The sequence below is a fragment of the Streptomyces sp. Edi2 genome (assembly GCF_040253635.1).
Lineage (GTDB): Bacteria > Actinomycetota > Actinomycetes > Streptomycetales > Streptomycetaceae > Streptomyces.
The window spans coordinates 5,862,042-5,882,032 of sequence record NZ_JBEJGX010000003.1 but is presented as its reverse complement, the minus strand read 5'-3'; the positions used below and the strand labels follow the sequence as shown (position 1 = coordinate 5,882,032).

Sequence of the window (19,991 nt, the reverse complement as noted above, 5' to 3'; positions counted from 1 at the left end):
GACGGAACCAAGGGGTGGGTTTTGCGCGTCGCCCGGGCCTCACCTGCGAACTTGCCGCCGGAGGATCCTCGCACGAGCACTGGACAGCCCCCGGATCGCGGTATTAAAGTGCTATCAGTTTGCTAGGTCAGTGACATCACCCCTTGCGGCGGACATCACCCGCCGCAAGGGGAAGAAACGGGGATTCCATGTCCGATCAGACATCCGCCGGCCACTCCGAGGGGCCCGGCGAAGACCTCGCCGTCGATGCGCCCGAGATGCCCCGCCCGCAGGTCCGCGAGGTCCCGGCGCACAGCATTCCGGGCGGTCTCGCCCTACTGCTGACCGTGCTCGGGGTGGCGCTGGGCATCGCCCTGATCGTCGTCGGCGGGATCCTCGGCGACGGCGGCGACAAGGCGGTGGGAGCGCCGATGATCATCGTCGGCGTCGCCCTGCTGCTCGGTTCGTTCTTCTGCATGACCGGGGTGAAGATGGTCGCCCCCGGCGAGGCCCGGGTGATCCAGCTCTTCGGACGGTACGTCGGCACCATCCGCACGGACGGCCTGCGCTGGGTCAACCCGCTCACCACCGCGCAGAAGATCTCCACCCGGGTGCGCAACCACGAGACCGCGGTGCTCAAGGTCAACGACGCCTACGGCAACCCGATCGAGCTGGCCTCGATCGTGGTCTGGAAGGTCGAGGACACCGCCCAGGCGCTCTTCGAGGTCGACGACTTCCTGGAGTTCGTCGCCACCCAGACCGAGGCGGCCGTCCGGCACATCGCCATCGAATACCCCTATGACGCACACGACGAGAACGCCCTGTCGCTGCGCGGCAACGCCGAGGAGATCACCGAGAAGCTTGCCCTGGAGCTGACCGCACGGGTCCAGGCCGCCGGCGTACGGATCATCGAGTCCCGCTTCAGCCACCTCGCCTATGCCCCCGAGATCGCCTCCGCGATGCTCCAGCGGCAGCAGGCCGGCGCGGTGGTCGCGGCCCGCCAGCAGATCGTCGAGGGTGCGGTCGGCATGGTCGAGCAGGCGCTGGACCGGATCAGCGAGCAGGGCATCGTCGAGCTGGACGAGGAGCGGAAGGCGGCCATGGTCAGCAATCTGATGGTGGTGCTGTGCGGCGACCGGGCCGTCCAGCCGGTGCTGAACACGGGCTCGCTCTACCAGTGAGTGAGCTTGCCGAGCGAACCATGGAAAGGTGCGCGCCGAGCGAATGCGAGGCTGAGCGAAGCGAGGCTTCGGCATGAGTGACGAAACCCGGGAGGGGTCCGGCGCCGACGGCGGGCGGACCCCCGCGCGACGGCCGCAGCGGCGCAAGCAGGTGCTGCTGCGGCTGGACCCGTTGATCCATGACGCCCTGGCGCGCTGGGCCGACGACGAACTCCGCAGCGCCAACGCGCAGATCGAGTTCCTGCTGCGCAAGGCGCTGTCCGACGCGGGCCGGCTGCCCCGGGGCGCGGGGGCGATCCCGCGACGGGGGCGGCCGCCCAAGGAACCGCCGGCCGGAGAGGGGCCGCCCGGGGGGCCGGCGGCCGGCGGGCCGCCCCGGGGTCCTGGGCCGGGCGGAGACTGAGCCTTCCCCGCGCCCAGCCTTCCCTGCTCCCAGCTCTCCCCGCTCCCGCCTCCGCCCGCTCCCGCCCGCCCCGCTCCAACCCCGCCCCGTCACCGGCGCGGAAGCCGCCGAAAGCGCGGCACGCTCCGGCGATCCCCAGCTATACATCATGCGTATACACCTCATGTAGAGTGCGCGGCATGCCCCCTACCTCCCCCAGGGCGAAGCCCCCTGCCCGCACCCCCGGAGGCCTGCGGATGATCCCGTCCGGTTCCCTGCTCCAGGCCGTCGCCCTGCACAAGGCGTACGGCGCCACCCCCGCCCTCGACGGTGCGGACTTCTCCCTGCACCCGGGCGAGGTCGTCGCCGTCATGGGCCCGTCGGGCTCCGGCAAGTCGACCCTGCTGCACTGCCTGGCCGGCATCACCCCTCCGGACTCCGGCACCGTCCACTACGGCGACCGCGAGCTGACCGCGATGAGCGACGCCGAACGCAGCGCCCTGCGCCGCGCGGACTTCGGCTTCGTTTTCCAATTCGGCCAGCTCGTACCGGAGTTGACCGCCCTGGAGAACGTCGCGCTGCCGCTGCGGCTGAACGGCGCCCGGCGCGCGGACGCCGAGCGGCAGGCCCGCGAGTGGCTGGAGCGCCTGGAGGTGGACACCGTCGCCGACCGGCGCCCCGGCGAGGTCTCCGGCGGCCAGGGCCAGCGGGTCGCGGTCGCCCGCGCGCTGGCCGGGCGGCCCCGGGTCGTCTTCGCCGACGAGCCGACCGGCGCCCTGGACTCCCTCAACGGCGAGCGCGTGATGTCGCTGCTCACCGACGCCGCCCGTGACACCCGCGCCGCGGTCGTCCTGGTCACTCACGAATCCCGGGTCGCCGCCTACTCCGACCGCGAGGTCGTGGTGCGCGACGGCGTGGCCCGGGAAGAGGTGGGGGCGGTATGAACGTGCTGCACGAGGAGCGGGCGCAACGCCACGGGAGCGGCCCGGCTCCCGGGCGGACTTCCTGGGCGCGCGATCTCGCCATGGGCGTCCGCTTCGCGGCCGGCGGCGGCCGCGACGGCTGGATCCGTACGCTCCTGACGGCCGTCGGCGTCGGGCTCGGGGTGGTGCTGCTGCTCGGCGCGGCGTCGGTCCCGCACATCCTGGACGCCCGGCAGCAGCGCGGCGACGCCCGGACCGCCTTCAGAGGGGAGCGGCCGGTCGAGCGCTCCCCGGCGACCCTGCTGTACGCCGACGCCGCGACCTCCTTCCGCGGCACCCCGGTCAGGGGCGCGCTGCTGCGTCCCGACGGGCCGCAGGCCCCGGCGCCACCCGGCGTGCGCACGCTGCCGCGCCACGGCGAGATGGTGGTCTCCCCCGCCCTGAAGACGCTGCTCACCTCATCGGAGGGCACGCTGCTGCGCGAGCGGCTGCACTTCACGACGGTCGGCACGATCGGCGAGGCGGGCCTGGTCGGGCCCGGCGAGCTGGCCTACTACGCGGTCAGCGACACCCTCGCCGACGAGGACGGCGCCTTCCGCATCGCCCGCTTCGGCAGCCTGCCGCTCCCGTCGGAACTGCCCTCGACGCTGCTCGTACTGATCATGGTGGCCTGTGTGGTGCTGCTGATGCCGGTGGCCCTCTTCATCGCGACCGCGGTCCGCTTCGGCGGCGAGCGGCGCGACCAGCGGCTGGCCGCGCTGCGCCTGATCGGCGCGGACAACCGGACGGTGCGCCGGATGGCCGCCGGGGAGGCACTGTTCGGTGCGGTCTGCGGGCTGCTGCTGGGGACGCTGATGTTCCTGGCGGCGCGGCAGGGCATCGGCTCGGTCACCGTCTGGGACGTCAACGCCTTCCCCGGCGACCTCACGCCCTCCCCCGCACCGGCGGCCCTGGTGGCCGTCGCCGTCCCGCTGTGCGCGGTGGGCGTCACCCTCGTCGCGCTGCGCGGAGTGGCCATCGAACCGCTGGGCGTGGTGCGCAGCGGCGCCGGGCGGCGGCGCAGGGTGTGGTGGCGGCTGCCGCTCCCGGTGGCGGGCATCGCCCTGCTGCTGGCCAACGGGCGGGTCGGCACCGACCCCGGCACGGCCAATCCGTATCTGATCGCGGGCGGTGCGGCGCTCGTGCTGCTGGGCGCCTCCGCGCTCTTGCCATGGGCCGTCGAGGCGGTGGTGGGGCGCTTCCGCGGTGGACCGGTGCCCTGGCAGCTGGCCACCCGCCGGCTCCAGCTGAGCAGTGGCCCGGCGGCCCGCGCGGTCAGCGCCATCACCGTCGCGGTCGCCGGCGCCATCGCGCTGCAGCTGTTCTTCTCCGCGATCCAGGGCGACTTCATGAAGGTCACCGGGCAGGACCCGCACCGGGCGCAGCAGGACGTGACACTGCCGTCGCACGATGTCGGCACGATCCGGGAGATGGTCACCCGGTTCCGCGCCACCAAGGGCGTACGCGGCGTCATCGCCACCCTGGAGGCCTCGGCCTCCCGCCCCGGACCGGTCCGCAAGGGCGAGGACTTCGCCCCGACCACCCAGCTCACGGTCGGCGACTGCGCCTCGCTCGCCGAGCTGGCGCACACCGGTTCCTGCAAGGACGGCGACGTCTTCGTGGTGAAGGACGGCACGGGCACGGTCGACTCCGACTACCTCTTCAAGACCGCCCGCCCCGGCGCCCGGGTGCTCCTCAACCGGGACGCCCTGACCGAGAAACCGGACGGCGCGCCACGGATGTGGACCATCCCGGAGACCGCCCGCATCGTCGACTCCCGCAAGGACCCCTCGGGGCAGACCGCCTTCGGCATCGTCGCCACCCCTGGCGCCCTGGACACCGCCGCGCTGGACGACCCGACGGCCCGCGCGATGGTACGGACCGACCCGGCGGTCCCCGATGCCGCCGAGTACGTCCGCAACACCGCCGCGCGGATCGACCCGCTGATGGCCGTCCGGACGCTGCAGAACCTGGAGCGGGACAAGCAGTACACCAGCGTGCGCACCGGGCTGATCGTGGCCTCCACCGCGACACTCGCGCTGATCGCCGCCGGCATGCTGGTGACGACGCTGGAGCAACTGCGCGAGCGCCGCCGGATGCTGTCGGTCCTGGTGGCCTTCGGCACCCGCCGGGCCACGCTCGGCTGGTCGGTGCTCTGGCAGACCGCCGTTCCGGTCGCCCTGGGGCTCGCCCTCGCCCTCGCGGCCGGTGCCGGACTGGGCCTGGCGCTGCTGAGGCTGGCGCACAAGACCGCCTTCGACTGGTCGGTGATCTGGCCGATGGTCGGCGGCGCCGCCGGACTGGTCGCCGTCGTCACCCTCCTCAGCCTGCCGCCCCTGTGGCGCATGATGCGCCCGGACGGTCTGCGGACGGAGTGAGGAGCGCCTGTGCCCCGGGGCCCGCGCGCAGGGTCCCGGGGCCACGCGCGCAGGATCCCGGGACCGCGCGGGATGCGGCGCGGGCTTCCCGTCCGCTGTACCAGCGGGCTTCCCCTCCGCTATACCAACCGCGTATACACCAGCGACAGAGCCCCCAGTAAGGTGGTCGTCATGTCAATCGGTCATACGCTGCTGGGCCTCCTGGAGTCCGGCCCCCGCCATGGCTACGACCTCAAGCGGGCCTTCGACGAACACTTCGGCCAGGACCGCCCGCTGCACTACGGGCAGGTCTACTCCACGATGTCCCGGCTGCTGAAGAACGGCCTGGTCGAGGTGGACGCCGTGGAGGCCGGGGCAGGCCCGGAGCGCAAGCGGTACGCGATCACGGACGCCGGGGTCACCGATGTCGCCCAGTGGCTGACCCGCCCGGAGAAGCCCGAGCCGTACCTCCAGTCGACGCTCTACACCAAGGTCGTCCTGGCCCTGATGACCGGCCGCAACGCCGCCGAACTGCTGGACTCCCAGCGCGCCGAGCATCTGCGGCTGATGCGCGGACTGACCGAGCGCAAGCGCACCGGCGACCTCGCCGACCAGCTGATCTGCGACCACGCGCTGTTCCATCTCGAAGCCGATCTGCGCTGGCTGGAGCTCACCGCCGCCCGGCTCGACAAGCTGGCGGAAGCGGTCCGTGCATGACGCCGGAGGGATCCTCCCCCAGCTCCGCCGGGCGGTGCCCCCAACTCGCGGCGGAGGGGCTGTACAAGGCCTACGGGGCGACACCGGCGCTGGACGGCGCGGAGTTCTCCATCCACCCGGGTGAGGTCGTCGCCGTCATGGGCCCCTCGGGCTCCGGCAAATCGACCCTGCTGCACTGCCTCGCCGGGATCATCAGCCCGGACTCCGGCACCGTCCGCTACGGCCCGCACACCCTGAACGCGCTGAGCGACGCCCAGCGCAGCGCCCTGCGCCGTACCGACTTCGGTTTCGTCTTCCAATTCGGCCAGCTGGTACCGGAGTTGACCGCGCTGGAGAATGTCGCGCTGCCCCTGCGACTGAACGGCACCAAGCGCAAGGAGGCCGAACGGCAGGCGCGCGAGTGGCTGGAGCGGCTGGAGGTCGAGAAGGTGCACGGGCGGCGGCCCGGCGAGATATCCGGCGGCCAGGGCCAGCGGATCGCGGTCGCCCGCGCCCTCGCCACCCGCCCGCGGGTGATCTTCGCGGACGAGCCCACCGGCGCCCTGGACTCGCTCAACGGCGAACGCGTCCTGACCCTGCTGACCAACGCCGCCCGGGAGACCAACGCCGCGGTCGTCCTGGTCACCCACGAGGCCCGGGTCGCCGCCTACTCCGACCGGGAGATCGTGGTCCGGGACGGCAAAGTGAAGGACATGCTGGCGGGCTTGCTATGAGCCTGCTGCGCTCGCCCACCGGCACTGGCGGTGCCGGCGGCAGCGGCAGCGGCAGCGGCAGCGGCAGCGGCAGCGGCAGCGGCAGCGGCAGCAACAACGACCGGGGTGACGACCGCACCCCCGAACCGCCCGCCCCCCGGGGCCCGTCCGCCGCCCCCCGCACCGGCCCCGCGGCCTGGGCCCGTGACCTCGCGATGGGGATGCGGTTCGCGGCCGGCGGCGGCCGCGAGGGCTGGGCCCGTACGGCGCTGACCGCACTCGGCGTCGGCCTGGGCGTGGCCGTCCTGCTGCTGTGCTCGTCCGTACCGCCCCTGATGGATGCCTGGCACGGCCGGGAGAAGGCCCGCGACAACCTGGGCCAGGTACACAATCCCCCGCGCTCCGACCGCACCCTGCTCTACGCCGCGGCCGACACCACTTTCCGTGGTGCGCCGGTCCGCGGGCGCCTGGTGCGGCCGGACGGCGCGCATCCGCCCGTGCCGCCCGGCATCGGCCGTCTCCCCGGCCCCGGACGGATGCTGGTCTCCCCGGCGCTCAAGGACCTGCTGGACTCCCCCGAAGGGGCGCTGCTGCGCGACCGGCTGCACTACGACGTGGCCGGCGTGATCGGCGACGAGGGCCTGCTCGGCCCGCAAGAACTCACCTACGTCGCGCAGAGCGCCACGCTCGCCGCGCCCGACGGCTACCGCATCGACCGCTTCGGCAAGAACTGGGACGCGCCACCGATGCGGGCGCCCGCCGTGGTTCTCGTGGTCATGACGGGCGTGACGCTGATGATGCCGGTGCTGGCCTTCCTCGGCACGTCCATCCGGTTCGGCAACGAGCGGCGCGAGCGCCGGCTGGCCGCGCTCCGGCTGGTCGGCGCCGATGTCCCCACGACCCGCAGGATCTCCTCCGGTGAGGCGCTGCTCGGTTCGCTGCTCGGGCTGGCAGGCGGCGGCGCGCTGTTCCTGGCCGGCCGGCAGTGCGCTTCGGTGATCACGCTGTGGGGCGTCAACGTCTTCCCCTCGGACGTGACGCCCGGCCCGCTCGCCGCCGCGCTGATCGCCGTGCTCGTGCCGACGGCGGCCGTCCTGGTGACGCTGTTCGCCCAGCGCGGCATCACCGTCGAGCCGCTGGGCATCGTCCGCAACCGCCGCGTGCTGCGCCGCCGGCTGTGGTGGCGGGTGGCGCTGCCCGCCATGGGCATCGCGCTGCTGGTGCCGCTGGCCCGGGCGCAGCCGTGGCGCGACACCCCGTTCAACGCCTTCCGGCTCGCGACCGGCTCGATCCTGCTGCTGCTCGGCGTCACCGTCCTGCTGCCCTGGCTGGTGGACGCGGTGGTCGGCCGGCTGCACGGCGGCCCCGTCGCCTGGCAACTCGCGGTCCGCCGCCTGCAGTTGAGCAGCGGCTCGGCCACCCGCGCGGTCAGCGGCATCACCGTCGCGGTGGCCGGCGCCATCGCGATCCATATGCTCATGACCGGTATGCAGGCCGGCTACGCCCAGGCGTACGCGGAATCCGGCAAGCTTCCGCGGATCGCCCTGTGGGCCGACGCCGAGGGCTGGCCGCAGACCCAGCGGGCGCTCGGCGCGCTGCGCGCCACGCCCGGGGTGACGGCGGTCCGCGGCACGATCGACGCGAACATCGGCCGGCTGCCGACGGGCCGGCGTCCGGTGTCCGGCGCACCGCTCTCGACGCTCGCCGTCGGCAGCTGCGCCGAGCTGCACAAACTGGCCCGCCTGGACTCCTGCCGGGATGGCGAGGTGTTCCTCACCGATGCCACGGACCGGGACGCCGCTCTCGCGCCCGGGGCGACGATCAACCTCAACCCCCCGTACACCGACGGAAGCCCGCTGCCTCCGCGCCCCTGGACGGTCCCGGCGGCCGCCCGCAAGGTCCGGCTCCTGGACCGCGTACGCGCCCCCGACCACTTCTCGTACGACCTGCTGGCCACCCCGTCCGCGCTCGACACCGGCCGGCTCGACCACCCCACCGCGGAGTACAAGGTCGACTTCGACCGCGGCACCCCGGACGCCGTGGAGTACATCCGCAACACCGTGGCCCGCATCGACCCGGCGATGAACGAGTCCTCCGCCGTCGACAATCCGCATGACGCGCAGTTCATCAGCGTCCGCAAGGGCCTGTTCGCCGGTGCCGTAGTCACCCTGCTGCTGATCGGCTCGGGCCTGGTCATCTCCACCGTCGAGCAGCTCCACGAGCGCCGCCGGCTGCTGTCCACCCTCGATGCGTACGGCACCCGCCGCGCCACCCTGGGCTGGTCGGTGCTGTGGCAGACCGCCCTCCCCGTGCTGCTCGGGCTGGGCCTGGCGCTGGGCTGCGGGCTGGCGCTGGGGACGCTGCTGCTGACGATGATCGACAGCACCGTGACGGTCGACTGGCCGGTGGTGGCGGGCATCGCCGCGGCGGGCGGCGGCATGATCTTCTTTGTGACGCTGCTGAGTCTGCCGCCGCTGTGGCGGATGATGCGGCCCGACGGGCTGCGGACGGAGTGAGCGCGGCACCGTCCGGTGCGTCCCGTCCGGGCCGCGGCGCGCCCCTCCGCCGCTGGTGTGCCCGGAGAATTTCGCCGTTCCGGACCTGTCCGTTGTCGACGCCGACTTCGAAGACCATGTCATCCAGTACGAGTGCTGCGACCCGGCAGCCTTCCGCATGGTCCTCGAGATCACTTCCGGGAATTACGCCAACGACCTGCGCACGAAGGTCACCGCTTACGGCGCCGCCAGGATCCCCGTGTATGTGATCGTCGACCGCAAGCACGAACGTCTCCACGTCCTCACCGAGCCCATGCGAGACGGCTACGGAGTACACCGCATCCATGTAGCCGGGGAAAAGGTCACTCTTCCCGACTCGATCGGAGCCGAAGTCTCCCTGGACGTGGCCCAGACCCTCGACGATGCCAGGCCCCGCGCCACGCACCGCCCCTGACCCTCACCCCCCGGCCATCCGCACCGGCAGCCCCCGCAGCGCCGCCCGCAGCGCCGCTGCGAATTCCTCGAACTCGTCCTGGCGGGCGGCGCCTGCCCGCATGGCGAGGGCGATCGTCCGCGAGGGGGCCGGGTCGCTGAAGTAGCCGGTGGTGAGCTGGTCGTTGCGGCCGGTCTCGACGCGGAGGGCGGTGCGGGGCAGCAGGGTGACGCCGAGTCCGCCGGCCACCAGTTGCACCAGGGTGGACAGGCCCGCCGCGCTGGTCGTCACGGGGGTGTTCTCGTCCCGGCCGGCCTCCCGGCAGATGTCCAGGGCCTGGTCCCTGAGGCAGTGGCCCTCGTCGAGCAGCAGCAGGTCCAGTTCCTGGAGGGCCTGGCGCGGGATGTCGCCGCGGCCGCCGAGCCAGTGGTCCTTGGGTGCGACCAGGACGAAGTCCTCGTCGAAGAGCGGGAGTTCGGTGACCTGGGGGACGCCGAGCGGCACGGCCAGCAGGAGCAGGTCGAGGCGTCCGTGGGACAGGCCGTCCAGGAGGGAGGCGGTCTGCTCCTCGTGTACCTGGAGGTCCAGGTCGGGGTAGGTCTCATGGACCAGCCGCAGGACGGCCGGCAGCAGATACGGGGCGACGGTCGGGATGACGCCGAGCCGCAGCACGCCCGTGAACGGCGCGCGGGCCGCCTCCGCCTCCTCCATCAGATCACCGACGGCCTCCAGTACCACCCTGGCCCGCGCGGCCACCCGCTCCCCCGCGGGCGACAGCAGCACCTTGCGCGTCGTACGCTCCAGCAGCTGCACTCCCAGGGTCTCCTCCAGTGCGGAGACCGACCCGGACAGCGCGGGCTGGCTCATACCGATCTCGGCCGCCGCCTCGCGGAAATGCAGATGCTCGGCCACCGCCACGAACGCCCGCAGCTGGGCCAGGCTGGGCTGGCGGGGCCTGCCGCCCTGACTCGCCGGTGAAGCCACTGATAACCACCTCCGATCAACATCAACCAGTCTAGCTATTTCCCTGATCAATGCCTGCTGTGGCAGTCTGTAACCCGTCCAAGCCTCAAGGAAAGGCCCCAAAAGGGACTTTCTGCGCAACAAGGAGAGTACGTGCTCACTGTCGGTGACAAGTTCCCCGAGTTCGACCTGACCGCCTGCGTTTCGCTGGAAAAGGGCCAGGAGTTCGAGCAGATCAACCACAAGACCTACGAGGGCAAGTGGAAGATCGTCTTTGCGTGGCCCAAGGACTTCACCTTCGTGTGCCCGACCGAGATCGCCGCCTTCGGCAAGCTGAACGACGAGTTCGCCGACCGTGACGCCCAGGTCCTCGGCTTCTCCGGCGACTCCGAGTTCGTGCACCACGCCTGGCGCAAGGACCACCCGGACCTGACCGACCTGCCCTTCCCGATGCTCGCCGACTCGAAGCACGAGCTCATGCGCGACCTGGGCATCGAGGGCGAGGACGGCTTCGCGCAGCGCGCCGTCTTCATCGTCGACCAGAACAACGAGATCCAGTTCACCATGGTGACCGCCGGTTCCGTCGGCCGTAACCCCAAGGAGGTCCTGCGGGTCCTCGACGCCCTGCAGACCGACGAGCTGTGCCCCTGCAACTGGTCCAAGGGCGACGAGACCCTCGACCCGGTCTCGCTGCTCTCGGGCGAGTGACACTCCGCTAGCGAACTGGAGGCTGATCTGACATGGCTCTCGACGAACTGAAGTCCGCCGTACCGGACTACGCCAAGGACCTCAAGCTGAACCTCGGCTCGGTCATCGGCAACAGCGACCTCCCGCAGCAGCAGCTGTGGGGCACCGTGCTGGCCTGCGCGATCGCTTCGCGCTCGCCGAAGGTGCTGCGCGAGCTGGAGCCGGAGGCGAAGGCCAACCTCTCCGCCGAGGCCTACAGCGCCGCGAAGTCGGCCGCCGCCATCATGGCGATGAACAATGTCTTCTACCGGACCCGGCACCTGCTGTCGGACCCGGAGTACGGCACCCTGCGCGCCGGTCTGCGGATGAACGTCATCGGCAACCCGGGCGTGGACAAGGTCGACTTCGAGCTGTGGTCGCTGGCCGTCTCGGCCATCAACGGCTGCGGTATGTGCCTGGACTCGCACGAGCAGGTGCTCCGTAAGGCCGGTGTGGACCGCGAGACGATCCAGGAGGCCGTCAAGATCGCGTCCGTCCTGCAGGCCGTCGGCGCCACCCTCGACGCCGAGGCCGCGCTCGCCGAGTAATTCCGGCCCGCGCGGGACACCCGCACACAAGAACCCCGCAGACCTGGCGTCTGCGGGGTTCTTTGCGTCCGGTGGCCGGCGCGGGCCGGGAAGCTTCTTCCGGATCGCCCGGCCGGTCCGGGTGGACCAGTCCGGGTGATCCGTTCCGGGTGCTCCGGAAGACGCGCCCTACGCCTGGGGTTCCTCCGGCCTGGCCCGCACCGGGGGCGGGGTCGGCGCCACCGAGATCGCGGTGGCGCCGCGCGGGGCCACCGCCATCCGTACCGCCTGTTCCCTGGAGTACGAACGCAGGTAGCCGACCACCGTGTTGGTGACCGCCACCAGCGGCACCGCGACCACCGCACCGCCGATGCCCGCGATCAGGCCGCCCGCGGCGACCGACAGGATCACCGCGAGCGGATGGACCCGGACCGCCCGGCCCAGGATGAACGGCTGCAGGACGTGCCCCTCGATCTGCTGGACGGCCAGCACGACCGCCAGCACCATCAGCCCCGTGAACACCCCGTTGGCGACCAGCGCGATGACACACGCCAGCGCACCCGAGACCACCGCGCCGACCAGCGGGATGAAGGCGAACAGGAAGATGAAGACGGCGAGCGGCACGGCCAGCGGCACATTGAGGAAGTAGAGGCCGATACCGATGAAGATGGCATCGATCAGGGCGACGACCACCGTGCCGCGCACATAGGCGGTCAGCGTCCGCCAGGCCCGCGGCCCGGCGCCCGCCACACCCTCGCGGGCCGCGCTCGGAACCAGCTTGAGCACCCAGTTCCAGATCCGCCGGCCGTCGTAGAGCAGGAAGAGCGTGGTGAACATCGCCAGCAGGATGCCGGTGAGCACTTCCAGGACGACGGTGACGCCCTCCAGGCCGGCCGAGGTGATGGCCTCGGTGTTGGCGCCGACCGCGTCCTGCAGGTTCTTGGCGATCTGGGTGATCTGGGACTCGGTCACATGGAACGGGCTCTTCAGCAGCCAGCCCTTGAGCTCGGTGATGCCCTCCTGGATACGGCTGGAGACCGAGTCGATGTTGTCCTGGACCTGCCAGACCACAAACCAGCCGACCAGGCCCATGATGACGAACCCGCCGATGAAGGTCAGCGCGGTGGCCGGCCCGCGCGGCAGCCCGCGCCGGCGCAGCCAGCCCACGGTGGGCTGCAGCAGCGCGGTGATCAGCGTCGCCGCGATGAAGGCGAGCACCACCAGTTCGATGGTGGTGATGACGCGCGCGAGGACCCACAGCGTGGCCGCCAGCACCAGCAGCCGCCAGCCCGCCTCGGCGGCGACCCGTACGCCCCACGGCACCGCGTCGACCGGATCGGGGCGGGCCGCGACGGCCGGGGCGTAAGAGGGCGGCGGGGGGACGTTCTCCGGCGGGACGGCATCGGCGGACGGCACGGCGAGCTCCGTCGCGGGATGCGGCACCCCGTCCGTCGCTTCCGGCAGCTGGGTACGGGGAACCGTGAGCGTGGCCGGCGCACCGGCGCGCGACGCACCGCTGACTGCAGAAGCGCTTTCTGCCGGACCGCCGTCCGCCGCACCGCCGGCCGCGGGGGCATCCGCAGGACCGGCAGGCCTCAGCTCCTTTGAGTCGCCGGCCTCCACCGAGGAGCCCGGAAGGCTCCCGCCAGGGGATTCCCCCACCGCGGCTTCCGCACGGCGGCGCTGATCCTCCATCCGCTGTGAGAGCCGGGTCAGACCGGCGCCGAGGCCACCGACCCACTGAGGCAATCTGGACATGTGCCTTCCTCTTCCCCTCCCACGCGCCACAACCTGACGGGCACGACGTTACCTGCGCCGGACGCACGAAACCCCCGACGCTGCCGCGTTCGGGGGTTTCGGAAGTGCGGTGCTACTGCCGGCGGGCCTAGTACCAGCTGTTGGCCTGCCAGAACGACCAGGCACCACAGGGGCTGCCGTAGCGGTCGTTCATGTAGTTCAGCCCCCACTTGATCTGGGTGGCCGGGTTGGTCTGCCAGTCGGAACCCGCAGAGGACATCTTGGAGCCGGGCAGCGCCTGGACGAGGCCGTAGGCGCCCGAGCCGGCGTTGGTGGCCTTGTAGTTCCAGCCGGACTCGTGGTCCACGATGTTGCTGAAGCACTGGAACTGGTTGCCGGCCATCATCTGCCGCGCGATGGACTGCGTGTCGGCGATGGAGTACGAGCTCTTGCCGAGGAGGTCGCCCAGGTCGCCGCGCGCGGAAGAGCGGGACGCGGCCTGCTCCTTCTTGTCACGCGCGTCGGCGTCCTTCTTGGCCTTCGCCTCGTCCGCCGCGTCCTTCTTGCTCTTGGCGGTCTCAGCGGCGGCCTTGCGGGCCGACTCCTGAGCGGACTTCAGCGATGCCGTGTCGGCCTGGGTGGACTGGTCGTCCGCCTGCTGCGTCAGGGAAGCCGTCTGCACCTGGGCCTGTGCGCCCGCGGGAATGTCCGCGATCGTCGCGTCGGCAGCGGTTGCCTCGGTGTTGCCGACCGAGGCGGGCTCGTTGCCTGCAGCGACGCCGACCACGGCGCCGACGGTGGTGACCGCGGTGGCGGATGCCACGGCGAATCCCCGGACCGAGATCCGGCTCACACGATTTCCTTCCAGCATCGCCCGCATAGGTGACCTCGCGGGCGCAATCGTGCCCCTGACGCTGACCTCCCCTTGTTCCGGACCCTGTTGAGCGGGCGGGTCCGACTGGTCACGGGAGGCACTGGCCCGGTACGTCCCCCTCGGGGTCCGCGTGGTGCTCGGGCGGCATACGGCTGTTCGCTATGAAGTTCGTGTTCGTTCCACACCGCTGGGGGTGCTGATGCTGCCGTATGCGGGGCCTGACAGGACCCAGACTCTGCCCGAACGAGACGCCGCGAGGCAATTCCCCGCTAGGTGTGAAAGCTCACACCTCGTTTACGGCAAACGATTTTCGGATATCCACTCGCAGCACTGCGCCGCCCGGCTAAGCTCCTTCGCTTTGCCGGGCGGCGCTGTGTTCACAACCGGTCAGATCCGGCCGTCCTCCAGCAATTCGGTCACCAGTGCCGCGATCGGCGAACGCTCCGAGCGGTTCAGCGTGACGTGGGCGAACAGCGGATGCCCCTTCAGCTTCTCGACGACGGCAACCACACCGTCGTACCGCCCGACCCGGAGGTTGTCGCGCTGCGCGACATCATGGGTCAGCACCACCCGGGAGTTGGCGCCGATACGGGACAGAACCGTCAAAAGGACGTTCCGCTCCAGCGACTGGGCCTCGTCCACGATGACGAATGCGTCATGCAGCGAACGCCCCCGGATATGGGTCAGCGGCAGCACCTCCAACATGCCGCGCCCCACCACCTCTTCGATGACGTCCTTGCTGGTCACCGCGGACAGCGTGTCGAAGACGGCCTGGGCCCAGGGGCTCATCTTCTCCGCCTCGCTGCCCGGCAGATAGCCCAGCTCCTGCCCGCCGACGGCGTACAGCGGGCGGAACACCATCACCTTGCGGTGCTGCCGGCGCTCCAATACGGCCTCCAGGCCCGCGCACAGCGCCAGCGCCGACTTGCCCGTACCGGCCCGGCCGCCCATCGAGACGATGCCGACCTCCGGGTCGAGCAGCAGATCCAGCGCGATCCGCTGCTCGGCGCTGCGGCCGTGGATCCCGAATGCCTCCCGGTCGCCCCGCACCAGCCGGACCGCGCCCTCCGCGGTGACCCGGCCCAGCGCCTTGCCCCGGTCGGACTGCAGCACAAGTCCGGTATGCACCGGAAGTTCGGAGACCTCCGGTACATGAGCGGTCTCGGCGGCGAAGAGATCGTCGATCTGCTCGGCGGAGACGGTCAGCTCGGCCATCCCCGTCCAGCCGGAATCGGTGATCGCCAGCTCGGCGCGGTACTCCTCGGCCAGCAGGCCGACCGAGGACGCCTTGATGCGCAGCGGCAGATCCTTGGAGACGACGGTGACGTCGTACCCCTCGGCCTGCAGATTGCGCGCCACGGCGAGGATCCGCGAGTCGTTGTCGCCGAGCCGGAAGCCCGCGGGCAGTATTCCGGGATCGGAGTGGTTCAGCTCGACCCGGAGCGACCCGCCGAGATCCCCGATGGGGATGGGCGAGTCCAGCCGCCCGAACTGCACCCGGTACTCGTCCAGCAGGCGCAGCGCCTGCCGTGCGAAGTAGCCGAGCTCGGGGTGGTGCCTTTTGGCCTCCAGTTCCGTGACCACCACGACCGGCAGCACGACCTCGTGCTCGTCGAAGCGGGCCATGGCTCCTGGATCCGCCAGCAGCACACTGGTGTCGAGGACATAAGTGCGCCGGTCGTGCTCACGGCGCTGCTTGATGTTCACCACGGGTGGACGAACCCCCTCGGATGAGGTTGGGGTGCGACGGCGTCGCGGGGCGGTGTACTCCCGGGGGCGCCGCCTGGCCAGCTGTCGCTGGGCAGCGTCTCCGGGACCCCCGGCCATCTGGTGACCGGACCGGGCTCGGACCACAATGCGCGGGCCGAACGCCGGCCCTCCGCGTCGACCGTGACGTACGCACGGACCTCCGTGATGTGCAAAGGGCCTCCCGGGCGGACGACCCCATGCCGTCCGCTGAGATGCGGCGCTCGATGGCTTGTTCCGGACGCCGACCTGGAAGGGATATTCCCTCGAACCTGCGTAGCCATGCCACGGCATATGACGCACGGTCGATGAACCTTGGGTAACGCCTGCTCGGCGAGCGGCGGCGTCGCCAAGGTGGTACCCGAGGGGAAGGTGAGTCAGAAGAGGCCCCGTCAGCGGCACATGGAGCCGACGGGGCCTGGTGACGCCCCGTAACGGAAGGGACATCGCGGACTTCAGGGGTGAATCGGGCTTACGGGGTGTGAGTAACCCGCCTGGCGGAACGCGGAGGGGACCGAGCGCCCCCGCAGGGCGCCGCCTAGAAGCCGTAGCGCCGGTGCCGGGCGGCGTAGTCGCGCAGGGCGCGCAGGAAGTCGACCTTCCGGAATGCCGGCCAGAAAACTTCGCAGAAGTAGTACTCCGAATGGGCGCTCTGCCACAGCATGAAGCCCGACAGCCGCTGCTCACCGCTCGTACGGATCACCAGATCCGGATCGGGCTGGCCGCGGGTGTAAAGGTGCTCGGAGATCAGGTCGATGTCGACGATCTCCGCCAGCTCCTCGAAGGAGGTGCCGCGCTCGGCGTGGCTCAGCAGCAGCGAGCGCACCGCGTCGGCGATCTCCTGCCGGCCGCCGTAGCCGATCGCGACGTTCACCAGCACGCCGGTGTTGTCGCGGGTGGCCTGCTCGGACTCCTTGAGCACCTGCTGCGTGGCGGTCGGCAGCAGATCGCGGTTGCCGACGTGGTGCACCCGCCAGCGGCCGTCGGAGGCCAGATCGCGGACGGTGTTCTCGATGATGCCGAGCAGCGGCTTCAGCTCTCCCTCGGGCCGGTCGAGGTTGTCCGTCGACAGCAGCCAGAGCGTGACCACCTCGACATCGGTCTCCTCGCACCAGCCCAGCAGCTCACTGATCTTGGCCGCGCCGGCCTGGTGGCCCTGCTCGGTCGTCCGCCCGTCGGCCCGCGCCCAGCGCCGGTTGCCGTCCAGGATGACGCCGATGTGCTTGGGCACCTGGGTGTGATCCAGGCGACCCTCCACCCTGCGCGCGTACAGCCGGTAGACCAGATTGCGCAGTGCAGGCGGATAAGGGATGCGCATCCCGGAAGATCGCAGCATGTGTGGTCCAGCCCCTCCGTGCCAATGGCGGTCGCCCCGTCGCCTCAAGTGGGCAACTTTACTTCTCGGCTGTCTCGACAGCCCAATCAGGTAGGTCACAGGTACGTGATAGGGAGATGAGCATGACTGGCACCGACTACCGCGCCGCGGATTCCCGCTACGACTCGATGAAGTACCGGAGAACGGGTCGCAGCGGACTCAAACTCCCCGCTATCTCCCTTGGACTGTGGCACAACTTCGGGGATGACCGCACCCTGAGCTCCCAGCGGGACATCCTGCGCCGCGCCTTCGATCTGGGCGTGACCCACTTCGATCTGGCCAACAACTACGGTCCGCCACCCGGGTCCGCCGAGCTGAACTTCGGGAAGATCTTCGCGCAGGACTTCCGTGGCTACCGCGACGAGATGATTCTGTCGACGAAGGCCGGATATCTGATGCACCCCGGCCCCTACGGTGAATGGGGTTCGCGGAAATATCTCCTCTCGTCGCTGGATGCCTCACTGAAGCGGATGGGCGTCGATTACGTCGATATCTTCTACTCGCACCGCTTCGATCCGGACACCCCGCTGGAGGAGACGATGGGCGCGCTGGCGTCCGCCGTCCAGCAGGGCAAGGCCCTGTATGCCGGGGTTTCCTCCTACAACGCCGAGCAGACCCGTGAAGCGGCCGGAATCCTGCGGGAAATGGGCGTCCCCGCACTGATCCACCAGCCGTCCTACTCGATGATCAACCGCTGGACCGAGGACGATCTGCTGCTGGACACTCTCGAAGCCGAGGGCATGGGCTGCATCTCTTTTGCGCCACTTGCGCAGGGCATGCTCACGGACAAGTACCTGCACGGCATCCCCGAGGGCTCGCGGGCCTCCCTGGGCAAGTCCCTGGACCCGGGCCTGCTGTCCGACGAGGTCGTCCGCCGCCTCCGCGGCCTCAACGACATCGCGGCCCGGCGCGGCCAGTCGCTGGCCCAGCTCGCGCTGCGCTGGGTGCTGCGCGACGACCGGATGACCTCCGCCCTGATCGGCGCCAGCAGCGTCGCCCAGCTGGAGGCCAATATCGCCGCCCTCGACGCCCCCGCGATCACGGATGCCGAGCTGGCCGAGATCGACGAGTTCGCGAAGACGACGGACGGCGTGAACATCTGGGCGCGGCGGTAGCACCGGTCCGGCAGTAGCACCTGCCCGGCGGCCGCGGGCCGCGTGCTCGCGGGGGGCTGCTGCCCGGGCGGGTGCCCGGCGGTCTCCACGGCGAGTGCGTCGCCCGCGCAGGGACCGGCCGGTGCACGGAACAAAAAGCGGGCCGGTCCGTGGGGGGGATACGGACCGGCCCGAGGGGGGGTTTCCACCATAACCCCGCGGGAGGGATGCTTCGTGCACCGGCGCGCGCGGCGGCGTGGCCCGTTCTCCGGCGGGGCCGGGGCAGGCGGGCGCGCGGGCGCGTGGAACAGAGAAAGGGGACGGGTCCCGCGGGCGGAATCCGTCCCCTCCTCTGCGCGCGGTGCGGGTGCGGCGGCGGGTGCGGGGGCGGGGGTGCGGCCCGTCCCGTCAGGCCACCGCATCGGCGGCACCCAGGAGCAGCACGCCGAACGCCCCGAGGATCATGAAGGGCCCCAGGGGCATGGCCGCTCCCCGTGCACCGCGCCGGACGATCAGCAGCCCCGCGCCGTAGAGCGCGCCGAGCAGCACGCCGGCCGCCCCGCCGTGGACCAGGGTGCGCCAGCCGTACCACCCAAGGGCGATCCCCAGCCCGACCGCCAGCTTGACGTCGCCCAGCCCGATGCCCTGCGGGTTGACGACATAGAGCAGGAGGTAGCACGCGCCCAGGACGAGCCCGCCCAGCAGCGCCCGCCGCCACGCCCCGCCCTCATCGGTGAACCAGCCGCCGAGCCCCAGCAGCACCGCCGCCATCGCGGCGAGCGGCAGCGTCAGCACGTCCGGGAGGCGCCGGACCCGCCAGTCGACGGCCGCCAGCAGCACCGCGACCGGCGTCATCGCCAGCCACGCGACGAGTTCCGGCCGCGGTCCGGTGGCCGCCGCCAGGGCCGCACAGGCCAGTGCGGTGGCCGCCGCCATCGGCAGCACCCCCGGCCCGTACGCCCCGCAGTCCGGGCAGTGCCCCCGCCCCAGCCAGCCCCGCGCCACCCCCGTGATCGCATGCCCCCGGGGACAGACCGCGCACCACTCCTCCTCGGGCTCAACGGCCATCCGATGGGCGGGCCGTGGCAGGAGCACCCCGGCCGCGGCCCCGTAGACGGCGGCGAGAACCATCAGCATCACTGGCACGTGCCGACCTTAGGGTGCCCGTCTTCGGATCAGGGGACGGATGGCGGATCCGGATACGGCATGCGGCATGCGGCATGCGGCATGCGAGAGCTGATAGAACGCTGTGCATGGTGCGTGGGGAGAACGGCCCGGGGGTCCTGCACGGCGCGGAGGCGGTCATTCCGGTGGAGATCGCGGCGTCCTGGCGTGCCCGCAGCCGCGGGCTGCTGGGCCGCGACGGCATCGAGGGGGCGCTGCTGCTGACCCCGGCGAGCAGTGTGCACACCTTCCGGATGCGGTTTGCGATCGATGTCGCCTATCTGAGCCGGGACTTCACCGTGCTGGCCGTACGGACCATGCGTCCGGGCCGGCTGGGGCTCCCCCGGCTTCGCGCCCGGCACGTCCTGGAGGCGGAGGCCGGAATGATGGCGCGCTGGGGCCTGCGCCCCGGCCTCCGGCTCGACCTCCGGCCCGGGGCCGATCCCGTCCGCTGACGGGCCGGTCCGGCATCCGGCGTCCGGCGTCCGGCCGTGCCCGGGCGACCGCTACCCGGCCGCGTACGCCGGGCAGTCGACGGCGGGCGCGCCGACCCGCTCCGTGCGCCGCTGCAGTACGGCGGCCCACGC

At 71.4% G+C, this 19,991-nt stretch carries 18 protein-coding genes; 12 read left to right on the top strand and 6 right to left on the bottom strand.

Features of this window, described 5'->3' with window-relative positions:
* Positions 1-188: 188 nt before the first annotated feature.
* From ABR737_RS29375 to ABR737_RS29340, 8 genes are all read left to right on the top strand, one after another.
* A complete protein-coding gene (locus ABR737_RS29375; protein ID WP_350253569.1) occupies positions 189-1,160 on the top strand; it encodes an SPFH domain-containing protein in 972 nt (323 codons plus the stop codon).
* Between the two features lie 73 nt (positions 1,161-1,233).
* Positions 1,234-1,563, top strand: a complete 330-nt coding sequence (locus ABR737_RS29370; protein WP_350253567.1) for a type II toxin-antitoxin system antitoxin — start codon at positions 1,234-1,236, stop codon at positions 1,561-1,563.
* A gap of 236 nt (positions 1,564-1,799) precedes the next feature.
* Positions 1,800-2,486 (top strand): ABC transporter ATP-binding protein, encoded by a 687-nt coding sequence (locus ABR737_RS29365; RefSeq protein WP_350256965.1) that lies wholly within the window; start codon positions 1,800-1,802, stop codon positions 2,484-2,486.
* The gene (locus tag ABR737_RS29360) at positions 2,483-4,882 is read left to right on the top strand and encodes an FtsX-like permease family protein (protein WP_502964397.1); all 2,400 of its coding nucleotides are present in this window, start codon (positions 2,483-2,485) and stop codon (positions 4,880-4,882) included. The genes ABR737_RS29365 and ABR737_RS29360 overlap by 4 nt, the downstream gene beginning before the upstream one ends.
* Positions 4,883-5,053: 171 nt before the next feature.
* Positions 5,054-5,578 carry a PadR family transcriptional regulator gene (locus ABR737_RS29355; protein ID WP_328384839.1) on the top strand — a complete coding sequence of 175 codons (525 nt, stop codon included), beginning with the start codon at positions 5,054-5,056 and terminating at the stop codon, positions 5,576-5,578.
* Positions 5,575-6,291, top strand: a complete 717-nt coding sequence (locus ABR737_RS29350; RefSeq protein WP_350253565.1) for an ABC transporter ATP-binding protein — start codon at positions 5,575-5,577, stop codon at positions 6,289-6,291. The genes ABR737_RS29355 and ABR737_RS29350 overlap by 4 nt, the downstream gene beginning before the upstream one ends.
* Positions 6,288-8,786 carry an FtsX-like permease family protein gene (locus ABR737_RS29345; protein WP_350253563.1) on the top strand — a complete coding sequence of 833 codons (2,499 nt, stop codon included), beginning with the start codon at positions 6,288-6,290 and terminating at the stop codon, positions 8,784-8,786. Before ABR737_RS29350 ends, ABR737_RS29345 begins: the two co-directional genes overlap by 4 nt.
* Before the next feature lie 55 nt (positions 8,787-8,841).
* On the top strand, positions 8,842-9,219 hold the full coding sequence (locus ABR737_RS29340; protein ID WP_502964396.1) for a Uma2 family endonuclease: 378 nt from the start codon (positions 8,842-8,844) through the stop codon (positions 9,217-9,219).
* Positions 9,220-9,222: 3 nt separating this feature from the next.
* Here the strand turns inward: ABR737_RS29340 and ABR737_RS29335 are convergent, their stop codons facing one another.
* Entirely contained in the window at positions 9,223-10,182 is a 960-nt protein-coding gene (locus tag ABR737_RS29335) for a hydrogen peroxide-inducible genes activator (RefSeq protein ID WP_350253561.1), read from the bottom strand.
* A 132-nt stretch (positions 10,183-10,314) separates the two neighbouring features.
* On the opposite strand from ABR737_RS29335, the gene ABR737_RS29330 reads away from it, so the two are divergent.
* Entirely contained in the window at positions 10,315-10,869 is a 555-nt protein-coding gene (locus ABR737_RS29330) for a peroxiredoxin (protein WP_350253559.1), read from the top strand.
* 32 nt (positions 10,870-10,901) lie between these two features.
* Positions 10,902-11,435 (top strand): alkyl hydroperoxide reductase, encoded by a 534-nt coding sequence (locus ABR737_RS29325; protein ID WP_088799700.1) that lies wholly within the window; start codon positions 10,902-10,904, stop codon positions 11,433-11,435.
* Positions 11,436-11,603: 168 nt separating this feature from the next.
* On the opposite strand, the gene ABR737_RS29320 is transcribed toward ABR737_RS29325, so the two are convergent.
* The 4 genes from ABR737_RS29320 to ABR737_RS29305 all read right to left on the bottom strand — a co-directional run bounded on the left by ABR737_RS29320 (position 11,604) and on the right by ABR737_RS29305 (position 17,089).
* Entirely contained in the window at positions 11,604-13,172 is a 1,569-nt protein-coding gene (locus ABR737_RS29320; protein WP_350253557.1) for an AI-2E family transporter, read from the bottom strand.
* A 127-nt stretch (positions 13,173-13,299) separates the two neighbouring features.
* Entirely contained in the window at positions 13,300-14,004 is a 705-nt protein-coding gene (locus ABR737_RS29315; RefSeq protein ID WP_350253555.1) for an aggregation-promoting factor C-terminal-like domain-containing protein, read from the bottom strand.
* Between the two features lie 408 nt (positions 14,005-14,412).
* Positions 14,413-15,735, bottom strand: a complete 1,323-nt coding sequence (gene phoH2 / locus ABR737_RS29310; RefSeq protein WP_328384847.1) for an RNA 5'-3' helicase PhoH2 — start codon at positions 15,733-15,735, stop codon at positions 14,413-14,415.
* Between the two features lie 574 nt (positions 15,736-16,309).
* The gene (locus ABR737_RS29305; RefSeq protein WP_350256963.1) at positions 16,310-17,089 is read right to left on the bottom strand and encodes an isoprenyl transferase; all 780 of its coding nucleotides are present in this window, start codon (positions 17,087-17,089) and stop codon (positions 16,310-16,312) included.
* A gap of 140 nt (positions 17,090-17,229) precedes the next feature.
* On the opposite strand from ABR737_RS29305, the gene mgrA reads away from it, so the two are divergent.
* Positions 17,230-18,261, top strand: coding sequence for an L-glyceraldehyde 3-phosphate reductase (gene mgrA / locus ABR737_RS29300; protein WP_350253553.1), 1,032 nt, complete (start codon positions 17,230-17,232; stop codon positions 18,259-18,261).
* A 387-nt stretch (positions 18,262-18,648) separates the two neighbouring features.
* On the opposite strand, the gene ABR737_RS29295 is transcribed toward mgrA, so the two are convergent.
* On the bottom strand, positions 18,649-19,377 hold the full coding sequence (locus ABR737_RS29295; protein ID WP_502964519.1) for a prepilin peptidase: 729 nt from the start codon (positions 19,375-19,377) through the stop codon (positions 18,649-18,651).
* 116 nt (positions 19,378-19,493) lie between these two features.
* On the opposite strand from ABR737_RS29295, the gene ABR737_RS29290 reads away from it, so the two are divergent.
* Positions 19,494-19,859 carry a DUF192 domain-containing protein gene (locus ABR737_RS29290; protein WP_350253550.1) on the top strand — a complete coding sequence of 122 codons (366 nt, stop codon included), beginning with the start codon at positions 19,494-19,496 and terminating at the stop codon, positions 19,857-19,859.
* Positions 19,860-19,991: the final 132 nt, after the last annotated feature.